The 23,370-nt window shown below is 44.6% G+C and carries 19 protein-coding genes; 15 read left to right on the top strand and 4 right to left on the bottom strand.

Annotated features, from left to right (window positions below; all coding sequences use genetic code 11):
• Positions 1-296 precede the first annotated feature (296 nt).
• The 4 genes from E0496_RS26370 to E0496_RS26385 all read right to left on the bottom strand — a co-directional run bounded on the left by E0496_RS26370 (position 297) and on the right by E0496_RS26385 (position 4,480).
• Positions 297-1,031, bottom strand: a complete 735-nt coding sequence (locus E0496_RS26370) for a hypothetical protein (protein WP_141504730.1) — start codon at positions 1,029-1,031, stop codon at positions 297-299.
• A gap of 214 nt (positions 1,032-1,245) precedes the next feature.
• Positions 1,246-2,667 (bottom strand): HAMP domain-containing sensor histidine kinase, encoded by a 1,422-nt coding sequence (locus E0496_RS26375; RefSeq protein WP_141504731.1) that lies wholly within the window; start codon positions 2,665-2,667, stop codon positions 1,246-1,248.
• Entirely contained in the window at positions 2,651-3,337 is a 687-nt protein-coding gene (locus E0496_RS26380) for a response regulator transcription factor (RefSeq protein ID WP_141504732.1), read from the bottom strand. Before E0496_RS26380 ends, E0496_RS26375 begins: the two co-directional genes overlap by 17 nt.
• A gap of 246 nt (positions 3,338-3,583) precedes the next feature.
• Positions 3,584-4,480, bottom strand: coding sequence for an AraC family transcriptional regulator (locus E0496_RS26385; RefSeq protein ID WP_141504733.1), 897 nt, complete (start codon positions 4,478-4,480; stop codon positions 3,584-3,586).
• 148 nt (positions 4,481-4,628) lie between these two features.
• Here E0496_RS26385 and E0496_RS26390 point away from each other — a divergent pair, with 148 nt between their 5' ends.
• From E0496_RS26390 to E0496_RS26460, 15 genes are all read left to right on the top strand, one after another.
• Positions 4,629-5,339: a PIG-L deacetylase family protein gene (locus tag E0496_RS26390; RefSeq protein ID WP_141504734.1), complete on the top strand. Its 711-nt coding sequence runs from the start codon at positions 4,629-4,631 to the stop codon at positions 5,337-5,339.
• Positions 5,340-5,409: 70 nt separating this feature from the next.
• Entirely contained in the window at positions 5,410-6,360 is a 951-nt protein-coding gene (locus E0496_RS26395) for a sugar phosphate isomerase family (protein WP_141504735.1), read from the top strand.
• 261 nt (positions 6,361-6,621) lie between these two features.
• Positions 6,622-8,283, top strand: coding sequence for a sensor histidine kinase (locus E0496_RS26400; protein ID WP_206669873.1), 1,662 nt, complete (start codon positions 6,622-6,624; stop codon positions 8,281-8,283).
• 2 nt (positions 8,284-8,285) lie between these two features.
• On the top strand, positions 8,286-9,968 hold the full coding sequence (locus E0496_RS26405; RefSeq protein WP_161601586.1) for a response regulator transcription factor: 1,683 nt from the start codon (positions 8,286-8,288) through the stop codon (positions 9,966-9,968).
• A gap of 105 nt (positions 9,969-10,073) precedes the next feature.
• The gene (locus E0496_RS26410; protein WP_161601587.1) at positions 10,074-11,759 is read left to right on the top strand and encodes an extracellular solute-binding protein; all 1,686 of its coding nucleotides are present in this window, start codon (positions 10,074-10,076) and stop codon (positions 11,757-11,759) included.
• 81 nt (positions 11,760-11,840) lie between these two features.
• Complete coding sequence (locus E0496_RS26415; protein WP_141504739.1) at positions 11,841-12,887, top strand: phosphotriesterase family protein; 1,047 nt, start codon at positions 11,841-11,843, stop codon at positions 12,885-12,887.
• A gap of 16 nt (positions 12,888-12,903) precedes the next feature.
• Positions 12,904-13,689: an amidohydrolase family protein gene (locus E0496_RS26420; protein ID WP_206669874.1), complete on the top strand. Its 786-nt coding sequence runs from the start codon at positions 12,904-12,906 to the stop codon at positions 13,687-13,689.
• Complete coding sequence (locus E0496_RS26425; protein WP_141504743.1) at positions 13,686-14,516, top strand: amidohydrolase family protein; 831 nt, start codon at positions 13,686-13,688, stop codon at positions 14,514-14,516. The genes E0496_RS26420 and E0496_RS26425 overlap by 4 nt, the downstream gene beginning before the upstream one ends.
• Before the next feature lie 24 nt (positions 14,517-14,540).
• Positions 14,541-16,025 (top strand): hypothetical protein, encoded by a 1,485-nt coding sequence (locus E0496_RS26430; RefSeq protein WP_141504745.1) that lies wholly within the window; start codon positions 14,541-14,543, stop codon positions 16,023-16,025.
• 46 nt (positions 16,026-16,071) lie between these two features.
• A complete protein-coding gene (locus E0496_RS26435) occupies positions 16,072-17,268 on the top strand; it encodes a M24 family metallopeptidase (protein WP_161601588.1) in 1,197 nt (398 codons plus the stop codon).
• A gap of 10 nt (positions 17,269-17,278) precedes the next feature.
• Positions 17,279-17,656: a sensory rhodopsin transducer gene (locus tag E0496_RS26440; RefSeq protein WP_141504749.1), complete on the top strand. Its 378-nt coding sequence runs from the start codon at positions 17,279-17,281 to the stop codon at positions 17,654-17,656.
• Entirely contained in the window at positions 17,656-18,555 is a 900-nt protein-coding gene (locus E0496_RS26445; protein WP_141505045.1) for an ABC transporter permease, read from the top strand. Before E0496_RS26440 ends, E0496_RS26445 begins: the two co-directional genes overlap by 1 nt.
• Positions 18,556-18,605: 50 nt before the next feature.
• Complete coding sequence (locus E0496_RS26450) at positions 18,606-19,487, top strand: carbohydrate ABC transporter permease (RefSeq protein WP_141504750.1); 882 nt, start codon at positions 18,606-18,608, stop codon at positions 19,485-19,487.
• A 25-nt stretch (positions 19,488-19,512) separates the two neighbouring features.
• Positions 19,513-21,534: a hypothetical protein gene (locus E0496_RS26455; RefSeq protein WP_141504751.1), complete on the top strand. Its 2,022-nt coding sequence runs from the start codon at positions 19,513-19,515 to the stop codon at positions 21,532-21,534.
• Positions 21,535-21,620: 86 nt separating this feature from the next.
• Positions 21,621-23,363 carry a beta-galactosidase gene (locus tag E0496_RS26460; protein ID WP_141504753.1) on the top strand — a complete coding sequence of 581 codons (1,743 nt, stop codon included), beginning with the start codon at positions 21,621-21,623 and terminating at the stop codon, positions 23,361-23,363.
• Positions 23,364-23,370 lie beyond the last annotated feature (7 nt).

Below are 23,370 nucleotides of genomic sequence, written 5' to 3' on the forward strand. Positions count from 1 at the left end.
ACTATTCTACCGGTCAGTTTATGTGGAAGCTGTCCTTTAATTATTGAGGGCAGCTTCTTTTGTTACGAAGCAATATGGGGGAGTTTAAGTTAGGACTAACTTATGGTTCTTATGGAGAATACGCTTGCCCGAAGCAGAGCTATTTTCTTGACGGCATAGCGGTTGTAATATGGTTATGATGAAATCCCATAACTGCTTATACGAAAAACGGCAGATCCTGATCAACAGGAACTGCCGTTTTTTTTTGCGAGGGTAGGGTTTGAACGAATTAGGAAATAGGGGAGAGACAAGCCAATTTATTGAAGTGTAATGGAAGCAAGGCTGCCGTTCGTCTTAAGATCGGTTGAAAAGGCCAAGGTAGCAACTGCGGTAAATGTCCCGCTTGGTCCCGTTATTTTTATGGTTGGATTGGATGAATATCCAGCACCTGCATTTGTGATCTTGATTCCAGTGACTACGCCATCGGTCAGTAGCGTTGTAGCTGTCGCCGCTGTATGAGTCCATACTTCGCATTTACTGCCGTTATAGCGGTAATAGTTGGACACCTCATCCAGTCGTTCATTCGTGATGCCGTAAGGTACAAGTACCTTTAGCAGTGCTGCTTTGTTCGCCTGCGCTTCCTCAGAGGTAGGGCCATCGCTATTTGCACCAGCAGGGGTTACGCCGCTGAAGGCTTTTCTAAATACTTCAGTAGGCACGCCAAGTGCGGCTGCAATAAGCACGACAGGTCTCCCATGATCAACAGCATCGGTTTCATAGCCGCCCGTGATTGAAATCGTATACCCGTTTTGATCGGTTAGAGTGCTGCTTGTTTTCACTGCTGTTTTTTCGGATGGTTTCTGATTTGGAGCAGGAGGAGCAGCAGCTGGCTTTTTGCCTGATTTCTTTTTCGCATAGCTTTGCGCTTCTGCTGCTGTGATTTCCTTGTTTTGCGTTGGCGCACTGCTGCCATAGGCTGTGGTCAGCTGAACAGCAACGGCACTTACCGCAAGAATGGAAATTAGGGAGAACATCATTTTCTTAGTTTTCATAGGGAGGCTCCTCTCAAATGGGGAATTGCTGTATTGGATTAAGCTTAACGCAACTATAAGTCAGCTATGTGTTCATAGGAACTGGAATTGAGGTTTTATGAAAATGGATGGAGAGCAACAACTGCTGGATTAAAAAAAGCCAGCCAGATGCTACTGGCTGACCTGCGATTAACAAAGAGACTTCGTGCGATACATGCTGCGTATGACAACTTACTTACGGCTGCTTAGGCAGCAAGAGCTGAAAAGTAGTACCTTCCTGAGGGCTGCTCTCCTTCAAAATAAGCTGGCCTCCCATGGCGGCAGCCAGCATTTGGCTATAAGTCAATCCGAGGCCGAGGCCGCTGACGGTATGCTTTTTTCGCTTGCCTCGAAAATATCTCTCGAAAATATTACGCTGCTCGTCTTCTGGAATGCCGGGGCCATTGTCTTTAACCTTAATTTCATAGCTTGTATCTGAATGCTGAGCTAGATGGACACGAATGCTTCCTTCGTCACCCAATGCTTGCCTGCTATTGTTCAGCAGGTTCACGATAATTTGCTGAATACGGCTGGCATCGCCAACCGCGATAGCGCTCTGCTCAGGAATATCTGCAGACACTTCGAGCCATTCTGTCGGATCGATCAGTCCCCATTGGTAGACGATTTCGCCTACTAGCTTACAGAGATCAAGTGAATCGTGCCGAACGTTTATTTTGCCGGAAGCGAAAGCGTTAAAGTCGAGCAGATCGGTGACCATATGCTGGAGTCTACGTGTCTGCTGCAGAGATATATCCAAAAACTCCTCTGCCTCGCTTCCCGTAACGACCTGATCTCGAACCGCATGAATCAACCCATGAATGGACGCTATAGGCGTCTTTAGTTCATGCGTTACGCCAGCAAGCAGCTCCGTCCGCAGCTCTTCCAATAAGCCAAGCCGTGCAGCCATCTTCTGAAAAGAGCAGAGCAAATCGTGAATTTCTTTCTCCTTCACTTGGCCTGGGACGACGACCTGATACTGGCCGGCTTCCATCTGATTTAGCGCTTCGGCTAACTGCTTAATCGGCTTTCTTAAATTCCGCGACAGAAAGAAGATGATCAGCCACCCCAGAAGCCCAGAACTGAAAAGAAGTGAGGCAATCAAGGCATAATTCTGATTAATATGAGCCAGTTCTTGATAGCTGTAGGAAATAACAAGCGATCCGATCACGATTTTGTTATCCAGTACAGGTATTTTCAAAGTATACAAACCGTCTGAGCTTGTAACGCTCGATTGTTCATTTAGGAGAGAAGCGGTATTCGAATGGGTTAACGAATTGGTGTTACCCGTCTGAGGGGCGCTTTTCACAAAAATAGCAACGCCGCGAGCATCAAATACGCTTAAAGAGAATTGCCCGGGAAGCAAGTAGCGGCGCTGGGTGAGATCAATCCATTCGTAAAAATCTTTAGGAATAGCTATTTTTCCAGTATTATCATTCACGTACTGCACGGCTGCCTGAGCAAATGTCTCGAGGTTTTGCTTTCGTTTGTTTAGAGTCCCCTCACGAATCCACACGATAGAGATTAACCCGATGATGATTAAGCCTATGAACAGCGTAAGCACGTAGCGGAAGGTCCAGCGGCTGAGCAGCGTTTGGCGGCGATTAATAGGTTTTTGCATAAAGCATATATCCCGTCCCACGCAGCGTGCGAAGTTCCCCTTCCTCCGGGGGCCAATGCAGCAGCAGCTTTCTAAGCCGCTTAATTGCCAAATCTACGGCCCGATCACTGCCCTCGTAATCCATGCCCCATACATTCTCAATCAATTGCTCGCGATAAAAAAACTGATTCGGATGTTCTGCGAAAAACATCAGCAGCGAAAGATCGCGTGGTGTTATGGATAAACTGACTCCGTTCAGGTAAACGCTGTGGGATTTAAAATCAATCCGGACGCTCCCAAAGGTTACTTGTTCCGAACTGACTAGTGAGCGGGGCGGTCGTCTAAGTACCGCATGAATGCGTGCAACGACCTCCTCTGGCTCAAACGGCTTCGTCATATAATCATCGGCGCCTTCATTGAGTCCAAGGATACGATCGCTGACCTCCCCTCTGGCTGTAAGCATGATGACCGGACAAGTGCTTTTGCGGCGAATATGGTTTAAAACCTCCCAGCCATTCATTCCCGGCAGCAGCACGTCTAGCAAGACAAGCATGGGCTCTGAGCAATCAAAGGCTTGAACCGCTTGCAGACTATCCCGGTAAATGTGGCAATCAAAGCCGGCCTTGCGAATATAAGCAGCGAGCACCCGTGATATGGCGTCTTCGTCTTCAACAATCATAATGGTTTTCATAAAAATCCCCCAATGCTGAGTAGGGCATAACATGCTTCTGCCTTTGAAAAGAGTATGTAGCCTGAAGTGTGAAATAACGTTAAGTCAGGCATCATAGTCTTTTCTATTTTAGCGATGGATTGTGTCAGGGGAACGTCAAGCAGGATCGGAGAACTCTGATTTTGTTCGCAGGAGGTAGTATCTTCACCACGGGACTCAGAACAAAGGCCGCTGCATTCATTTTTCTCTTTTGTCCAAAATAACATTTCAAATCTTCGCCATAACCGTACGTAAATATTCAGACGGCGACATGTCCGTGAACGATTTGAAATGTCTAGAGAAGCTATGTACACTGCCGTAATGAAGCAGCTCCGCAATTTCTGTGAAGGTATGCCGCTGCTCGCGAATTATGCGTTTGGCAAGTTGTATTTTCAAATGGCGATAATATTTCATAATACTGACGTCCTTGTTTTTTTTGAAAATGGTGAGCGCATGGCTTTTGCTTAAATGAAATGTTTTGTAGATGTGCTCGAGGCGAATATCTTCATAAATATGTTCTTCCATATAAGCGCACATACGGCTAACGAGATCCTCTTCGCTTCGCTGCTTGATGGAGGCTGACAATCTCTGCTCTCGTCTGACGAGCTTGTCCCCTGCATTTCTCAAGTGGATCAGAAGCATTTCCAAATATAGTTTGATCAACTGCTCCGAACCGATAGGCGCTGCTAAATTTCGGTTAAGGGTATGGTTTCGCGGATCATCGAAGGGTGGAGTAAAGGCTGCAAAGCCATGTTTCATAATTTTCGCTAATAACTCCTTCTGCTCAGCATCCAAAGTGAAAATTTTATTTTCGAAAAACGATATTTCTTTAGAAAAGCAAATGAATGACAAGATGATCACGTTCGGCGCGATTTTCTTATTGGCCCAAACGCCATGAAATTCGTTCGGTTTATGAAAAATCATATCCCCTTGCTTAAGATGATAGCCTTCCGTATCTGCAAAAACCTCCAGCTCTCCTTTATCTACATAAACGAATTCCCAAAAATCATGCTTCTCTCCTTCAAATGCAAAGTCTTTGGAAAACTCAAAATAATGGAAGGAAACTAGCTGTTTGATGGATAACGGCTCGTAAAGTTTGGTAGGCGTGAAGTCACTATCCTTCATTGGCTATGGCCTCCTTTGCACCGTTGAACATGATGTCCATTTTGGACTTATTGCTATTATTCAAGTTCTTTTTGCTAAAGATCAGTAGAAGGCGAACGCTTACACTTATAGTAGCAGATTAGCAATAAAAAGGAATGGGTGAAATGTGATGAATGTACTAGCTGTAGGCTGTCATCCGGATGATCTAGAGATTGGTTGTGGAGGAACTTTGGCGAAGCTCGCTTCGCAAGGGCATCAGGTAACGATGGTTCATGTGGCCAATGGAGATAAAGGGCATAAGGTGATCCAGCCAGAGCAATTGAAACAACTAAGAAGACTTGAGGCCATAAAAGCTGGACAACTGATTGGTGCGGAAGTGATTAGCCTAGACGTTCCCGATTTGGCAGTGAAGTCGGATCAAGATGAGCTTATATGTAAACTTGTTAAGGTGATTCGCAGGGTCAAACCGGATTATATCATCACGCATCCGCCTGAGGATTATATGAAGGATCATATGGAGGTATCTCGGGCCGTTTTTGATGCGAGCTTCGCGGCTACCGTTCCTCATTATAATCATGCAGAAGGGGAAGAGGTTCATCATAAGGTTGTCCCACTTTATTATATGGATACGCTTGCGGGAGTCCATTTTCTGCCTACCGATTACGTGGACATTAGTGACTTTATCGAGACGAAGATTCAAATGAATGACTGCCACGAAAGCCAGATCAAATGGCTGTATGAGCATGATGGCATCGACTTTCTGGATTTTGTCAGAACGGTCTCTAAATTCCGCGGACTTCAATGCGGGAAGCCTTATGCGGAAGGTTTTAAGCAAAGCCAAGCTTGGCCGCGGTTAACCACCGAGAGATTACTGCCGTAATTAAATGGCTGCATACGCTAGTTAGGACACATAAAAGTGAATAAATAAATGGAATGGGAGAGTGGCAAGCATGAATTTTGTGCAAACGGTGCAAGGGTCCTTGTTGGAAAATTTCTATCCGGCCGGTTGGAATATGGAAGCGATTGATAAGTGCTGCTCAAATCCTCCAGAGACGATCGGAGAACGCCAGCCTTTCTGGAACGAGGCGTTTCAACTCATTTCTTGTAACGAAGTGGAAGAGCTCGACGTAAAAATGGGACATGAGATTGCCTGGCAAATTCGTCAGAGCAAGCTTGAGGGGCGTAATGTGGCTTTTATTTTGCCAGTCGGACCGATGGGCATGTATAAATGGGCGGTTTACTTTCTGAAGGAATGGAATATCGATTGCTCGCATGTATATGGCTTTAATATGGATGAATGGAGCGACGCAGAAGGACGAACCTTACCGCCAGACAATAAAGGTTCGTTCCAATATGCAATGGAGCAGGCATTCTATGGACCGCTTGGCGAGCTGACTGTTCCAGTAAATCAGCGTCACTTTGCGACATTAGATTCATTGCCGACCTATGCGGCTAAGATCACTAATTTAAAAGCTGAAGGCGCGGAGCTGATTACCGTATTCGGAATCGGCCGTATGATGCATATCGCGTTCTGGGAGCCGCATTTTGGGGCAGAATTTACTAGTGATGAAGAATGGAGCAAGCAGACGCATCGAATCGGCGCGCAGCTTCATCCGCTGACGATTGAACAGAATGCGATTACGAGCTTCAAAAGCCGGACCACGTTAGTCCCGTGCCGTGCGAATACAATTGGACCGGGTTTATTTTTGCAATCCGACAAAGTGATAGGCGGCTGCGATGGAGCATTGGGCCGAGGCATGCAATGGCAGGGACTGTCGCTTTGGACCACGTTGCGATATGGTCCTGATCGATGGCTACCTTCCACCTATATGCCGACTTTGCCGGGCAAATTATTTTACCTCAATGAATTGGCAGGCCCTCTGGAGGCGGATGTTAATTAAGCATTAATTAGTTGTAAAGTACTTTTTAGAGAAGCCTTACTTAGCTAAGGCTTTTTTCTTTTTCAATATTGGCGTTTATAAAATTGCAGTTAAAATCAGTTATAGAAGAGGCATTTGATTTTCATAGTTAATTAAATGGAATTGCCGTATACTGTGGGAAAAAAGGAGGAGTGGTAGCCTTTGTTGTGGATAAAGCAGAAGATTGGTAATATTCCTATTTTCCCAAAGCTGATAATTACTTTTCTAATTATAACTACCCCCTTGTTTACATTAAGCCTCGTATTGAATGAGCTGGGTAAGCAAGAGGTTAAAAGCCAAATATCCAACTCGATTACAACCAATATCCATTACTATTTCTTATCGCTCGAGAAGGAGTTGGAGAGGATTATTCAAACGCAGCAGGAGTTTATCAATGATGAAGATCTTATGCAATTGAGTAACGCCATATCTATTATGTCGGATTACCAACGAGTGAAGGCCATGAATGATTTGAAGCTCAAAATAACTACGCTGAAGGATTCCAGCATTTATATCAAAGATATTACGATTTATATTGATTCCATTAACGGAGCTGTTTCAACCTCTAGTGCTGAAGAGACCTTAAGCACAAGAGAAAAGGCTGAGGAAATAGCAATAGCCACGAATAAGAGTAAAGTTCCGATTACCTTCTGGCAAGATCGTTTTTATTTGAATTTGACATATCCAAACAACGCTATGAATAACGCCAAGGCACCACAATTTATTCAAAATATCGAATTATCTACGGATGCGCTTACAAATGCGTTGAATGCCTTCCCGCAGGAAGGTGGAGCGATATTATTTAGCGATAACTGGATGATTTCCAATCATAAATATCCGGACCATCTAACGCAAATCCAACAAAAATTAAAGAATGCGATGCAAGAATCAACAGCGTTTACGAAACAAATCGACGTGGACAAAGAGAAGTATATGGCCGTCTATGAGAAATCATCCTTTTTGGAAGTCTCCCTGCTCTTCTTTTTTCCCGAGAATGTCATTGTTGGTCAACTGAAAACGTATGGAATATGGTTCTGGCTCATAGTAGGAAGCTCTTTCATTATCGTTACCCTATTTTCCTATGGCATTTATTTATTAATTCATCGGCCGCTTCAGCTATTGATCAGAAGATTCAGAAATGTGGAGGGTGGCAATTTTCAAACGACGACTCCGACGACCCGTCAGGATGAATTCGGCAATATCTTTAATCAGTTTGATCGAACGGTGCAGAACTTGCGAACGCTAATTGATGAGTTGTATGTCCAGAAAATCAGGCTGCAGCAGTCGGAATTAAAACAGCTGCAAATGCAGATCACGCCTCATTTTCTGTATAACAGTTTTTTTATTTTGCATCGTTTAATTAAAAATGATGAGAATGAAACGGCAGAGCTGGTATCGAAAAACCTAGGCGACTATTTTCACTATATTACTAGAAATGGCTTGGAAGAGGTTTCACTGGAGGATGAAGTGAATCATGCCCGTTCTTACGTCGAAATTCAAAATATAAGGTTCTCGAATCGAATATCGGTCAATTTCGAGCCGCTTCCTGAAGCCTATCGCGGAGTGATGATCCCGCGCTTAATCTTACAGCCGCTGGTGGAAAATGCTTACGAGCATGGACTCGGTGATATGGTTGCGGGTGGAAGCTTGGCCATTACCTTTGAAGCGACTGAGGATAGGCTGTATTTTTCCGTTGAGGACAATGGTTTGGGAATGACAGAAGAGCAAATGTCTAGCATGATCCGGAAAATCGCCTTTGAAGAAGAAGGAGAGACAACGGGACTTATTAATATTCATCGACGCTTAAAGCTGAAATATGGCGAGCATGGCGGACTTGAAGTTATGACCGGCACCAATGGTGGTTTACGGGTAAGGATTTATATTCCACATGACAAAGGAGAATGACTATGTACCGGGTACTTATCGTCGATGATGAGCCTATTATTGTGAATAGTATGTATCGATTGCTTCAGGAGGCTGTTCACTTAGAGCTTGAGGCTTATCGGGCTTATAACGTTTATGAAGCGCTGGATTGTATGCAGCAGGTCCGGATCGATGTGGTCATTTCAGATATTCGGATGCCTGGCATGAGCGGGATGGAGCTGCATAAAAAAATCGTCCAAAGCTGGCCGCGAAGCAAGGTGATTTTCCTAACGGGATATAACGAAGCGGACTATGCACGTCAGGCCATTCGGACAGGCGGTGTCGTGGACTATGTGCTGAAAAATGAAGATGACCACGTTATTTTGGCGGCCGTGGAGAAGGCATTCGCGGAACTCGATAGAGTTGAAGACGGCGTGGATTATATGATGAATGCAAAGAAAAAGCTGCAGCTGGCTATTCCCGCCCTGCAAAAAAACACGTTGTTTGAATTGATGCGGAGCCCTTCTTTATCGCTGCAAGAAATGGAGGCTAGGTTTGCCAAGTCTGAAATTCCGTTAGCGGCTGGCGAGGGGGTATTTCTCGTCCTCGGCAGAGTTGATATTTGGCCAATGACATTAAGTGATCTAGATCGTACATTGCTTATCTATGCTTGCCAGAATATTGCCGAGGAATACTTGGATCTTACGGTTGAACATGTTTTCGTCGTTGTCGAATCTAATAAATTTCTCTGGTTCATGCAGCCTAAAGAGCTGAAGGCCGCAGATCCTTTGAATGAGGAGCAGAAACTGAAGGCTTGGCAGAATTTGAAAACAAGAGTATACGGCATAATCGAGGCTGTTCAGCAGACATGCAGACAGCTATTGAAGCTGCCCTTATCCTTTGTCATTGGACGGGATGCCTATGAGTGGGGAAACATCGGCGCGCAATTCCACTATTTGAAGGCATTGCTTGGCGATGGCTCGCATAACCGACAGGAGCTTCTCATTCAGGACTCCGAGCAGTTCGGGCTTCATATGGATTCGGGTCGCAGCCATCCATTCTCTGACTCTATGAACAATAAGAAGCAATTCGAATTGCTGGAACAATACTTATCGAGTGGACAAGCGGAGCAGTTTACGACGTTATACGATGAAATTATGAATGGGGATGACTTACCCGGGTACAAGTTCCAGTTGGAGCTGTTTTATTCGGTTTCGCTTAGCTTGATCTCTTACGCAATTCGCGCAGGGCTGTTCAATGAGCTGTCAGTCAAGATGGATATTGGGAAAATGACGCAGTATGATGCACATGAATCATGGCCAGATGCGGTTATTTACTTAGCTAAGGTGGCTGATTACGTGCTTGGGCAATATGAGCCTGCTGCTGACGAGCAAGGTGAGCGCTTGATTTCAGCTATACATCACTATGCGCAAGCTCATCTTGGAGGTGATCTATCCCTGACGAAGCTATCTACAGTCGTACATCACAGTCCAACGTATTTATCCCGTCTATACAAACGAATGACAGGTACCATGCTCTCCGACTATATAACTAAAGAACGCATGAAGAAAGCACAGCAGCAGCTAGCGGAGACTTCCATGAAAATAGGGGAAATTGCTACCAAGGTAGGGTATGAGGCTGCTCCGCAATTCAACCGCTCCTTTAAAAAAATGTTTAAATTGACTCCTCAAGAATACCGGGATCGGTTTCAAACCATGCAAGAGTAGAAGAAAGCAATAGAAGTCAAGGAAAGCAAGATTGGCAAATAGCTTCGGCTTTTCAGTTATTTTATGATAATCATGCAAGAACTAATTGATATAGGGGGACAAAATATGAAGGGTAAGGCCGCTAAAAGTATCCTGTTGTCCGTATTGGTTTTCACGATGGTCTTTGTCTCGGCTTGCAGCACAAAAAATAATGAAGGGAAAGAACCAGAAGGGTCAAGTGCCCCGACGAGTAAGACGGAAACAAGCTCACCCGAGGAAACGGCTGTCAGCTACGACCCGCTTGGGAAGATTGATCCGCCAATTGAAGTGACGGCAGTAAGAATGCTGGACTCAACGACTAAATTCGCCGAAGGGGATTCTATTGACAAAAACGCTTGGAATCAACTCTACTTTGATGAGTTTGGCATTAAACTAAAATATTTATGGGTCGCTGACCCAACGCAATATAACCAAAAGTTTAATGTTACGATGGCTTCTGGAAAGCTTCCTGACATTATGCCAGTTGACGGCACGCAGTTTAACCAATTGGTTGAAGCGGATCAACTAGCCGATTTAACAGAGGCATTGGAGAATTACGGCACGCCGCTAACGAAAGAATTATTGAGTAAAGACGGCGGATTAGGCCTTGATTCTGCGTCATTTGGCGGAAAACTGCTAGGTATCCCTGTGAATCCCGGAGCGAATGATAATGCTCCGCTGCTCTGGATACGTACGGATTGGTTAAAGAAATTGAACCTGCCTGAACCAAAGACGATGGACGATGTATTTAAGATTGCGGAAGCGTTCGCCAAACAGGATCCCGACGGAAATAAGAAAGACGATACCTATGGCCTAGGTTTAGACAAACTTTTGTATGACGCCGTTTTTGGACTACAAGGTTTCTTCAATGGCTATCATGCTAATCCGCAAATCTGGGTTGAGAATGAAGCCGGTGAATATGTATACGGAAGCATCCAACCGGAAATGAAGGTGGCGTTAGCCAAGCTTCAGGAAATGTACAAAGCAGGATGGATTGACCGCGAATTTGGCGTAAAGGATATAGAAAAATTAATTCAAGCAGGCAATGCCGGCAAACTCGGAATGTTTTTTGGCGTAATGTACGCGAATAGTTATTTTGTCGAAGGAAAGAAATTGGATGCCGAGATGGACTGGATGCCATTTGCGCTTCCTTCCATAGACGATCAACAAGCAAAACCACAATTGGTGTTTCCTATTGGCAAATATTTTGTTGTGAGAAAAGGGATGGAGCACCCTGAGGCTCTAATTAAGATGTTGAATGCTTTCCACAACGACTGGGATAAGACAAAATATCCGCTGACTGCAATCAATCAAGATGGTGATATTGCGAAGTGGGTCTATGCTCTAGTCACAGGCTCTAATCCAACTCAAAATCTGGATATGTATACGAGGGTATCAAGTGCGTTAGAGAAGAATGACGAAACACTGCTCGATCCTAAGGCATCCGGGCAGAAAATATTTTATGATAGCCTGAAAAAATGGGAAGCAGGCGATAGTGAAGGGTGGATGTATGCCAGAATCTTTGATGCTCAAAAGCTGCTGCATGACTACCACCAAAGCAATGGGTTTCTTATGACGAAATATATTGCGGGACCTACACCGACGATGGTGGAAAAAGGATCAACCTTGGAAAAAATGGAATTGGAAACATTCACTAAAATTATTATGGGTGAATCATCCATTGACGCTTTTGACGAGTTCGTAACGAATTGGAAAAATCTTGGCGGCGATGCCATAACGGCAGAAGTGGCCAAATGGAAAGCAAGTAAATAAAACAAAGCCGACCGGGAAAACAGATGTTAGCTGGTAACAGCTGTTTTCCTAGAAGGTGACTAAGATGAGGAAGTGTTTGGAATGTCCGTGATGACAGTGACAGGTAAGGTGCGGGCGGACAGTCTCGGACTGGTGCTGCCCCATGAGCACGCTTTTATTGATCTAAGAGATCTTGTGCCTGCTCCGCATACGATATCTGGCAAGGTGCTCTCACAAGAGAAAGTAAGCTTGGCCAATCTCGGCAAGCTCCAAAGAAATCCTTATGCGGTGTTGGATAACGCGGTATTGGATGACGAGAAAATCATGGAATGGGAGCTCCATGAGTTTAAGAAAGCCGGAGGAAAAACATTTGTCGATCTCACTCTTCGTGATATTGGCAGAGACCCCATCTTATTGGCTCGGTTATCCAGGGCGCTTGATATCCATATCATAGCGGGCTGCGGCTACTATATTAATGCCTCTCATCCTCCTGATATGGATGATAAAACGATTGATGCCATTGCGGAAGAAATACTCCGAGAAATTAAATACGGCATCGATGGCACCGAAATTAAAGCAGGTGTCATTGGCGAGATCGGAACAAGCGAAATCATTTATCCGAATGAAAAAAAGACGCTGATCGCAGCGGCGACAGCCCAACAGGAAACGGGTCTTGGCCTTCATGTGCATACGGATCTATGGGCAACGAATGGTTACGAGGTCGTGAAGATACTTACAGAACACGGTGCATCTGCAGAGAAAATATGTATCAACCATATTGATGTTGATCTGAAAATGGATTATATGAAAGATTTGCTGAATAAAGGGGTTTATATTGAATTCGACAATTTCGGAAAGGAGTTTTATGCGGACAGAAGGCATAAGAGCGTTCTGAAAGGCCTTTTTGCCAGAGATATAGAGAGGGTAAGAGCAATCAAGGAATTAATTGATTACGGCTTTCTCTCCAAAATATTGCTGTCCAATGATGTCTGCCTAAAAACATGCATTCACCATTATGGAGGTTGGGGATTCGATCATGTGATTACCAACATTATCCCTATGATGCAGGATGAAGGCATAACAGATGAACAAATCCAAACCCTAATGGTAGGCAATCCTGCAGCTTTCTTGGATGACGGAAGAGACTAACAGGGAGTGGTAAATGATGAAAATTATCGATTGCAGCTGTGCTGTAGGATATAAGACCGTCAATTATGAGATCGTCAATCATGAGAATTTTATCGTTAGGGAGAAAGTAAAGCAGGCTCGTGACGCCGAGGAACTGCTTCAAGAGCTTGATTTCTGTGGAATCGATAGCGCGGTAGTTAGCCATAACACGATGGCTGATGTTGACCCAGATTATGGGAACCGTGCGGTTCTGGCTGAGACGAACAAGGCGCCAGACAGGCTGCTCCCAACGTGGACGATACTGCCGCCAATTACTGAAAGTCAGTATGCGCCCCAGCATTTGTTTCCTGCGATGAAGGCCAATGGGGTACAGCTGTTAAGAGCTTATCCAGAAAGGAATCGTTATTTGCTTAATGGTGTAGTTATGGGTGATCTCATTGGGGAAATTGCGGCAGCTAAAATTCCGTTGTATCTGACTCCGAGCGAAGGCTGGCATAGTATCTACAGCCTGATGAAGGAGTATCCGACCTTGACGGTTATTCTTCATAATTATGGTTTATGGAGTCATGCCAGGCTGACGTATCCGCTATTTCAAACCTATAAAAACCTGTATATCGAGAGCGGCGATATGCAAACAGCCGGGGAGATTAAGGACATCTGCAGCAAGTTTGGATCGGAGCGCATCCTCTTCGGCTCGAACTTTCCAAGTAACGCCATAGGCGGACCGCTGGCTGCTTTACTTGGCTCCGGTATAACGAAGGATCAAATGGAGAACATCGCATACAAAAACCTCGAGAGATTACTAGGTGAGGTGACACGATGAGTATATCGAAAATGACTAATCAATCGCAATTAGCTAAAGAGTTTGTTGAAACGGGAAGGCTGTCCAGCCTCCCATTCATCGATATGCACACTCATATGGGGCCTTTCTATGGCACATATTTGCCGGAAGCCAGCTTGGAATCCATGATTCGGACGATGGATAGGGAAAACATTGAATGGATTATATCAGCACCGCACAGCGCGTTATTCGATCCTTTAGAGGGAAATTCAGAGATAAAGCCTGCGATGGAGAAATACCCGGATAGGATTTACGGTTATTACGTGGTGAACCCGCATTATGATCATAACCTGGATCAGGATCTGGCTGAATTCGACCGTGTGAAAGGTTATGTAGGAATTAAGCTTCTGCCTGATTATCACAAATATCCGCTTACTGGCGAGAAGTTCCGTAAAATTTATGAATTTGCCAATGATCGCGGCCTGCTCCTATTATCCCATACATGGGGACATAGCCCTTACAATCCGCCACAAATGATAGGAGAGCTTGCGCGAAAATATGAGAATATTACGTTCCTGCTTGGTCATTCCGCTCCCGGAGAAACGGATTATGCGATCGAGCTAGCGCGGACTCAGCCGAATGTTTATTTGGAACTTTGCGATACAGGACGACTTAATGGCATGATCGGCAAAATGGTCCATGAGGCGACTTCGGAGAAGGTCGTTTTCGGAACGGATTTTCCTTGGTACGACCCGAACTATATGCTGGGAAGCGTACTATTCTCAGGCATTAGCGATGAGGAAATCAGTCATATTATTCACCATAACGCAGTGCGTCTGCTTCATAAGGTACGGAATCTAAAAGGATAGCCAACAGAGAGGACAGGATAGGAAATGACTGAAACGATAGAATCGTTTGAAACCGCAAAGGGCAACTTGTTCGGAGATTTGTTAACAACGAGAGTTGCTAGCAAAAAACTGAAAGTGGGTTTGATCACCTTAGGATTTTTCGAGTATTGGAGAATGTTTCCGGAAACATTAAAGGCTAATGTTACGGCGGATATGACCTGCGTCTATAACAATCTCCGTAACAATCTTGATCTGGATGAAGTCATCTGGCCGGGACTTATTGACACCTTAGATGCCGCAGAGGCTGCGGGTAAAGAGCTGGCAAGCCAGCAAGTCGATCTCATTGTCTATGTGGCAGGCACTTATTGTCCCGATTATATGGCGATTCAAGCTTTAGAGCATGTTCGTCACGTGCCCGTTGTTTTATTTAATACGCAGCATCATAACAAGATTAACCTCGACACGAATTATGAGAATATTCTGAGAAATAGCGCTTTGATTGCGAATTTGCAGTTGGCCGCCACGTTTAGAAAAATGGGCTGGTACCCCGATTTAAAGGTGGTTGTGGGATCAATCAACGATCATGCTGCTTTCGAAGAAATGACGAAATACATTCGGGCATACAAAGCCTATTTAAGTCTCAAAACAACAAACATCGGTGTCATCGGCCATGTTTTCAGAGGGATGTATGATTTTGAATTCGACAAGACGATGATCAAAGGCACGCTTGGGCCGAACATTATCTCGATTCAAGTCGATCATCTTCTGGAGCAATTTAGCAAAGCAGCGGATGTGGAAATTGAAACGATTATAGAACAGACGAAAAATAGATTTAATATTGTTGGATTGAACGAGGATGATATATATAAATCTTCAAAATTTTACGTTGCTCTTAGAAATACCATGGATCGCTTCAGGCTGGATGCGTTAACGCTGCTCGGCCAGCATTACGTGGAGCAGAAGACAGGCACCACCTCGTACCTAGCTAACACCATGATGCATGAAGAAGGAAAGCTGGTCGTTAACACAGAGGGTGATGTTCACGGTCTCATTATGATGACGTTAATGAACATGCTGAGCGGTAAAGTACCCGCCTTTGCGGAGTGGGGCGAATATGACGAGGAGCTTAATGCCTTGCTTATGGTTCACCACGGCTATGCGAATACAGAATATGCGACAGATCGGAATACGGTAAAGGTCAATCGCTCTCCTGAACAATGGGGCTTGCAGGGAGCTGGCTTCGGATTTGAGTATACGTTGAAGCCGGGTGAAGTGACGATCAGCCATCTCATTATTGATGCTGAAGGTTATAAGATGCTCATTGTTAAAGGCCAAGCCTTGTCTATTCCGAAGAACATTCCTTGTGAGGAAATTACGGCTGTCATTCAATTTGGTACGCCAATTAAGCCATTTCTCGCGGCTTTAATTAAAGAGGGATTTGCTCATCATTGCATTATTGGCTATGGGGATTTGACAGAAGAGCTATCCTATGTTGCTGATTTTATGGGAATTCGAAAAGTGATTTATTAAAGCTAGTTGACTTGGCAAATAGAATGTGATGGGAGAGTTGAAAGTAATGATACAAATTCAGTCTTCAGAGTTTATAGCTAGGGTAGAGAAACTAAAGGTGTTGATGGCAGAGCAAGGAATGGGTGCGTGCCTGGTTTACGGAGATGAATATAGAAAAGAAAATTTGCGCTATTTGAGTAACTATTGGCCATTGTTTGAGAGAGGGGCGGTCATTGTTCCGCAGAGCGGACAGCCCATTGTGCTGGCAGCACCGGAAGGGGAGCTGCTGTGCCGAGAAATGACTTCCTGGCCGGACGTTCGTCTTCTTTCCCAGTTCAATTGTGTAACCGTGCCGGATGAGATTGAATACCCGCAAGCCAACTACACGAGCTTGAAAGAAATATTCGCAGAAGTGAACGTGAATAATTCGTTAAAGCGGATTGGCATTGCTGGATTAGATGCCATGCCTGAACCGCTGCTGCGTGCGATTAAGGGAAGTTTGGATGACGTGGAATGGACCGACGCTGGCGACCTTTTGTTCCATTTAAGAATGACGAAGTCAACAGACGAAATTGCATGTTTAAAGGAAGCAGCTAGAATCGCTGACGAAGGCTACAAGCTGATGATTGAACATGTTAAACCAGGCATGACCGAGCTTGAACTATCAGCCTATGCGTATGGCGAATGTATGAAGGCAGGTGCAGAGTTCGTGCCATTCATCGTTCTGACCAGCGGCGAACGGGTGAATACCATTATCGGAAGGCCGACTCGCAAGGTTATTCAGGATGGGGATATGATTATGGCTGCGATAGCGGTTCAGTATGAAGGCTATGTCGCAACTGTAGGGTTTCCATTCGTGGCAGGACAAATGAGCAGCGAGCAGCAACAGTTCATCACGCTGCTTGTAGAGGCTGAGAATATTGCATTATCCAATCTAGTGCCAGGCGGAAAGCAAAGTGATCTCGTCAAATCTGTGAAAGATTATTTTGAATCCAAACAGGTAACCCAATATGACCTTTACCCGCCGCTGCATGGTTGTGGGCTAGCAGAAGCAGAGTCTCCTTACCCTGATGATAAATCTGAAGCACTCTTCGAAATCGGAATGACGGTCAATACGGATGTCAGTTTGTTCGGACATCCATACGGTTCTAACCGAGTCGAGGAAAGCTTAATTGTGACAGAAAATGGCTATGAATCGATGTCGAAGCTAGTCAGGCATTTGAGCAAGACCTGGGTCGAAACAGCGACGATTTCGGTTAATTAAGGAGGAGCGTATGGGTAAAGAGGGCGCGAAAAATTGGTATGTCATCGATGGATATCTACCTTACAAAGGCAAAATTGATCATGATTCGCTTGAAGGGCATGAAGCCATTATGATTCTGAATTGCCACGATACAGAGGCGAAAATTTTCATGGATATCTTTTATGAAGATAGAGAACCGGATCGAGATATCCGGCTTGTTGCAGCGGCAAGAAGAGTCAAGTGTATTCGAATGGACCATCCGGATGAAATTGGAGGAATCGCGTTAGACCGGCAATTACAGTATTCATTACGGTTTAAGAGTGATGTGGATGTCATTATTCAGTACGGAAGAATGGATATTGCACAGCCCAATCTTGCTTATATCGGCATGATCGGATACTCGGAATGATGAAGAATTCCAAACTCAAACGTGAAATTCCGCTGCATCTTATGTTGATCCCAGGCGTTGTTCTTCTATTGATTTATAGTTATTTTCCGATGGCGGGAATTGCCTTTGCATTCCAAAAATTTATTCCAATACAGGGTTTGTTCGGCTCGAAATGGGTGGGCTTCGATAATTTCCGTTACGTGCTGCAGATGCCTGATTTCTGGCAGGTGCTGAAGAATACGTTTTATATCGCAACCATGAAAATCATCGCAGGGCAAATGGTTCCTATCGTTGTTGCTTTATTATTAAACGAAATGAAAAGAGCCTTCATTAAACGAGGTATTCAAACGTTGATTTATTTGCCCCATTTTTTGTCATGGGTCATTCTTGGAGCCATTCTTGTTGATATATTGTCGCCTTCCGAAGGGATTGTAAATCAAGTGCTTCAAGCTTTTGGCATCGAACCTATCTTTTTTCTTGGAAGCAATCAATGGTTTCCTTCCATTCTCATTATTTCTGATGTTTGGAAAGAATTTGGGTTTAGTACGATTGTCTATTTAGCAGCGATTACAGGCATTAATCCTTCCCTATATGAAGCTGCTATTGTTGATGGCGCCAATCATATGAGGCAGACCTGGCATATTACGCTACCAGGCATGGTACCGATCATTATCTTGTTGGCAACTTTAAGCTTGGGCAGTGTTTTGAATGCCGGATTCGATCAGGTGTTTAATTTATATGGCCCATCCGTCTATCAGAGTGGAGATATATTGGATACATTAATTTATCGGATAGGTCTTGTTGATGCTCAGTTCGGAGTAGCGACCGCTATTGGTTTGTTTAAATCGGTCGTTTCGCTCGTGCTCATCACGGTCTCTTATGTTCTAGCCTACCGTTTGGCTAATTACCGTATTTTCTAAAATAATGAAGCAGATTCATGTGTTGAGTTTTGTAGAAAGGAGTGCAGCCGATGCATCATGCGTCCTTGAGCAGGAAAATATTTGTTATTTTCAATTACATTTTTTTGGTGTCGCTTTCCCTGCTTTGCTTGCTTCCTTTGATTCAAGTGCTGTCTATTTCCTTTAGCTCCAGTCCAGCGGCATCCGCCGGTTTGGTAAAGCTTTTTCCAGTGGATTTCAGTTTGGATTCGTATCAATATATTTTGCAGAAAAAAGAGTTTATTAACTCTTTCAGCATTACGTTGAAGCGGGTTGCTATTGGTTATACAGTTAATATTTTATTGGCGCTTCTGTGCGCCTATCCTTTATCCAAGGAAGTGAAGGAGTTTCGGGCGCGCACTTATTATGCTTGGTTCTTTGTATTCACCATCCTGTTCGGTGGTGGCCTTATTCCGACCTATATCATCGTTAGTGAAACAGGCTTGCTTGATACGATCTGGGCCTTGATTATTCCAGGTGCGGTAGGTGTGTTTAATATTATTTTGCTGCTCAACTTTTTCCGTGGATTGCCTAAAGAAATTGAGGAATCCGCCTTTATAGATGGAGCAGGGCATTGGACTGTACTAACAAAGATGTATGTACCGATGTCGATGCCGGTCATTGCCACCATTTCGCTATTTACATTGGTCGGCCATTGGAATGCCTGGTTTGATGGGTTGATTTACATGAACTTCCCAGATAAGTACCCCTTATCTACTTACCTGCAATTGATGGTGATTAACAGCAATCCAATGAAAATGGATATTAACAACTTAAATGGCACGTTGGAAATATCGGAGCGTACGACACGGGCGGCACAAATTTTCTTAGGTGCGCTTCCGATTCTAATTGTTTACCCGTTCTTGCAGAAGTATTTCGTCAAAGGAATTGTGGTTGGAAGCGTGAAGGGATAATAGCAGCTTATAGGGGGAGAACAGGATGAATGCTGTAAATTATGATCGATGGATATGGATAGAATTAATTGGTTTCGATAATAGAGAAAGCGATTATGGGGTTAGTGCGTATTTGAAAAATGCCGCGTTTATTCCAGATGGCATTTCATTGCTGTTGTTCACCCCCGATTTTGTGCATGCCCATAAAGGGATGGAGGAGGAGCATAGGCTGCCAATTGAAATATGCTCCTACGCCGCGCGCCCCTATGGCAAGCATCACAACCGGCAGGAATGGACCAACTACCAGCTTCGCGGATTGGTTGAAGAACTGCAAAAGCATAGGATTGATGTATATTGCAGCTTTTTCAATTTGTTTCACTTCCAGGACAATGGCCAAGACAAAACAAGTGAGTGGTGCTCCGAGCACCCAGAGCTTTATGAAATGAGGAAGACGGGGGAAGCCTTCCCGGTCATTAACCCGCTGAAGCGATTGAAAGACGGCTCCTATTATGAGGATCTATTTGTTGCTGACTTGATGACGGTCATGCGCGATTATAACTTTGATGGGTATCATGGAGCGGATGGTTACACGAGTCCTCGTCTTACGATTGCCGAAGCAGATTACTCCGATGATATGGTCGAGCAGTTTATAAGATTCAGCGGAGTGGAATTGGCAGATAGCCTCAATCTTATTTGTGACGGTGAACCGTTAGAAATGGAGAAACGGGGCGATTGGATCTGGACCTATAAACGAATGGAATGGATTAACTTCTGTGCCAACCGATGGGGCGAGCTTTGGCAGAAGATTATGCCGGCACTGCGCAAGGAAGGCAAAAAAGCCGTTCTTAATTCAGTCTGGACCAGAGATCCGTTCGAAGCCTTGCATCGTTATGGCGTGGATTACAAGCTGCTCGCAGCATCCGGCGTAGATGCATTTGTTATAGAATCGGTAGCCGCCTCGATGTCTGCCGGTGCTGGAGAGATTGAGTACGAACCGGGGACAGAATTTAAGGCCATGATCATGACGATCAAAGCTTATGTGCCGGATATGAAGCTGATCTGTTTAAACGCGATACAGGATACGAACGAGCAGTGGGATGCGATTAGCCACGCGCCGACTCTCTTGGAGAGAGATATTTACTCCTTTTCGAATCTATTTATGAAAGATCAGCAGGGAGTACATCGCTGTACTTCAGGGTTTGTTGCATGTCTCGGCGATGGAATAAGCGTAAGCGGATGGGAATGGATAATGAATCGCTGGAACCTAGGTTATGAGGGGCAGCCTGAGCGGATCATCGGAACCAGCTTTGTATGGGCGGATGAAGCGCTGTACCCTTCGTTAGAACGCTATCCGGCAACAAGGAACTGGCCTACTTTTAAATATCTGATGGCATTCATTGACCGTGGGGCGCCGCTGCACACGATGGTGAATGTGAAGGATTTGCAGCATACAAGCGGCGCGATTTGCGTAACCGATCTGCATTTGCTGCCAGATCAGGCATTACAGCAAGTGCTTGCCTACCGAAATGGTTCATCCACTCTGGTTGGCCATATGACGGAGCGGATAGCACAAGCTTTTGCAAGTATCGGCATGAATGTAAAGGCAGCGCCAGATGAGCTGTTTTGTATGGCGCGTGAAGCTAATGGGACCGTGATTCACACCATCGTTCAGACGAAAGAAAGCAATGCCATGGACAAAAAGTCTGAAGATTTGACCCATGTAGTTGATCCGGGGTCTTGGGTAGATCCTCTGTATTTTAGTCCTGTGCCTGATGACTTCTTAAGTGGATGTGTTCAAGCTATGATAAGCTGCTCGGATGCGCCTCTGATGATTAGAAATGAACAATATATTCGGACGACGACGCTGGAGATCAACCCAGGCAAATGGCGGCTTCTAATTCAAAATTTACATTTGAACTACAAGTCAGCACATATCGATGTAGGCCGGCCTGTTACGAAGGTAAACGTGTTGACCGATTTCCCGGGCATACCTGTATTTCCAAACGGTTCCACCTTTAATTTATATGTTCCGGGAAGAGGAATGGTTGTAGTGGAAGTTGATTTGTGATGCACTAGCAGTTTGGAATCAAAAGAAGTAAGCATTAAAGGTTTTATTTTCGAATAGCCGAAAGAAATAGAGGAGGTAGAATAACATTGAGTAGGCAAACAAAAGCAGCGAATCAAGCCAAAAGACCGTCTTTAACCGTTTCCGGTGAATTTCCTATTGGAATATTCGTTAACCCTGCTCCGTCCGATACGTCCGATGCTTCCTACGCGGACATTAGGGCTATGAATGCCAACTTCATCGTAGCGACTAATTTATTGACTACGCCAGCGACGACAGACTGGGCACTGGAGAAAGCGGCAGCTCACGATCTGAAAATACTCGTGACGGACACGGGAATTCGCTGGATTCAGTCCGAATGGCTATCCCAAAATGATGATAAGGGAGAGGGGCTGTATCTTCGAAACGACAGCTCCATTGGTCAGACCTTTACAACGCCTGACGTTGATGATTTAAGCGTTATGATTCTTTCCTTTAAGAAACCTGGAGGTTGGCCGGAAGAGGCAGCCCTAACCTTAAGCATCTACACTTCTCCTAGCAAAGAAACGCTTATCGTAAAATCAGAGCTTAAAGGCCCGTTCGAGAGCGATTATCCTGAATTTGTACTAAGTGAGTTTCCTCCACAAGCCCATACCAAGTATTATTCGCTTGCTGCCAATACGACTTATTATATGGAATTGACAACGGATAGCAGGGAAGAGCTGGGACCTTTTTTAACTAGTGAAACCGATGCCTACGCTGGTGGGAGTGCTTTTGTAAATGGCGAGCCGCTATGTAATAATCTTTATTTTCAAATCACATTAAAAACTCCTCACGGCGGCACTATTTCGGCTTTTTCACCAACGGGCAGGCCATCGGATGATTATATCCGTAAGCTGGTCGAGCATTATAAGGACCATCCAGCTGTGCTGGGCTATAACCTAATTGATGAGCCTTTCGCTGAACTGTACCCTGCTATGAAAGAGACATCGGATCGGATAAAGGCATTAGATCCTACTCGATTAATTTATACCAACCATTATGCGTTAAACGAGAACGGGCTTCACTATTTTGCCCTAGAGAACGGTCGTCCCATGGGGTATGAGGACTATATTAATGACTGGCTAGCTACCGACCCGGATATGCTCTCCTATGATTATTATCCGTATTTGTCGAGCGGGGTCGACGAGAAGGTCCACTATCAGACATTAGAGTTTTTGCGTAAACAGTGTTTATCGTATGACAAGGATTTGTGGGTTTATATTCAATCGGTGGCGTATGATACTTTCTTTATCGAAAAGCCTAATGAAAATCAAATGAGATTTCAGGTGTATTCTTCTTTAGCCTACGGAGTGAAGGGATATGTGTACTTTTCCTATGCGACGGATACAGGACCGGGACTTGAAGCTATGCATGATGGATTAATTCTGCCGGATGGTTCGAAGAACGATACGTATGAATATGCCAAAAAGATAAACGAAGAAGTGTTGAATCTGGGATCAACCCTTCTCTCGCTTACTTCCTTAGCGGTATATCATACTGGTGATTTGCCCCCATCCACGGAGGATTTGCCATCTGACTTTTTCTTGCAGCCTTCAAGCGAGGATGCTGATGCATCGATGATCATCTCATATTTCAAAAATGAGGCCGGCAAAACGTTTGTTATGTTCGTCAATAAGGATTTGGAAGAGGAGCACAGGTATTCGTTCTCGTTTGCGGATAGGCCGAAATCAATTAATGAAGTGAACAAAATGTCGGGGGAAGAAGAACTTGCAGTTTATGAGCCTAAAACCGGTACATTAATGATTAGCTTCCTACCTGGAGAAGGTAAGCTTTTTGGTCTAGAGAGCTGAAGAAGGG

The organism is Paenibacillus luteus (assembly GCF_006542765.1).
Classification (GTDB): Bacteria; Bacillota; Bacilli; order Paenibacillales; family Paenibacillaceae; genus Pristimantibacillus; species Pristimantibacillus luteus.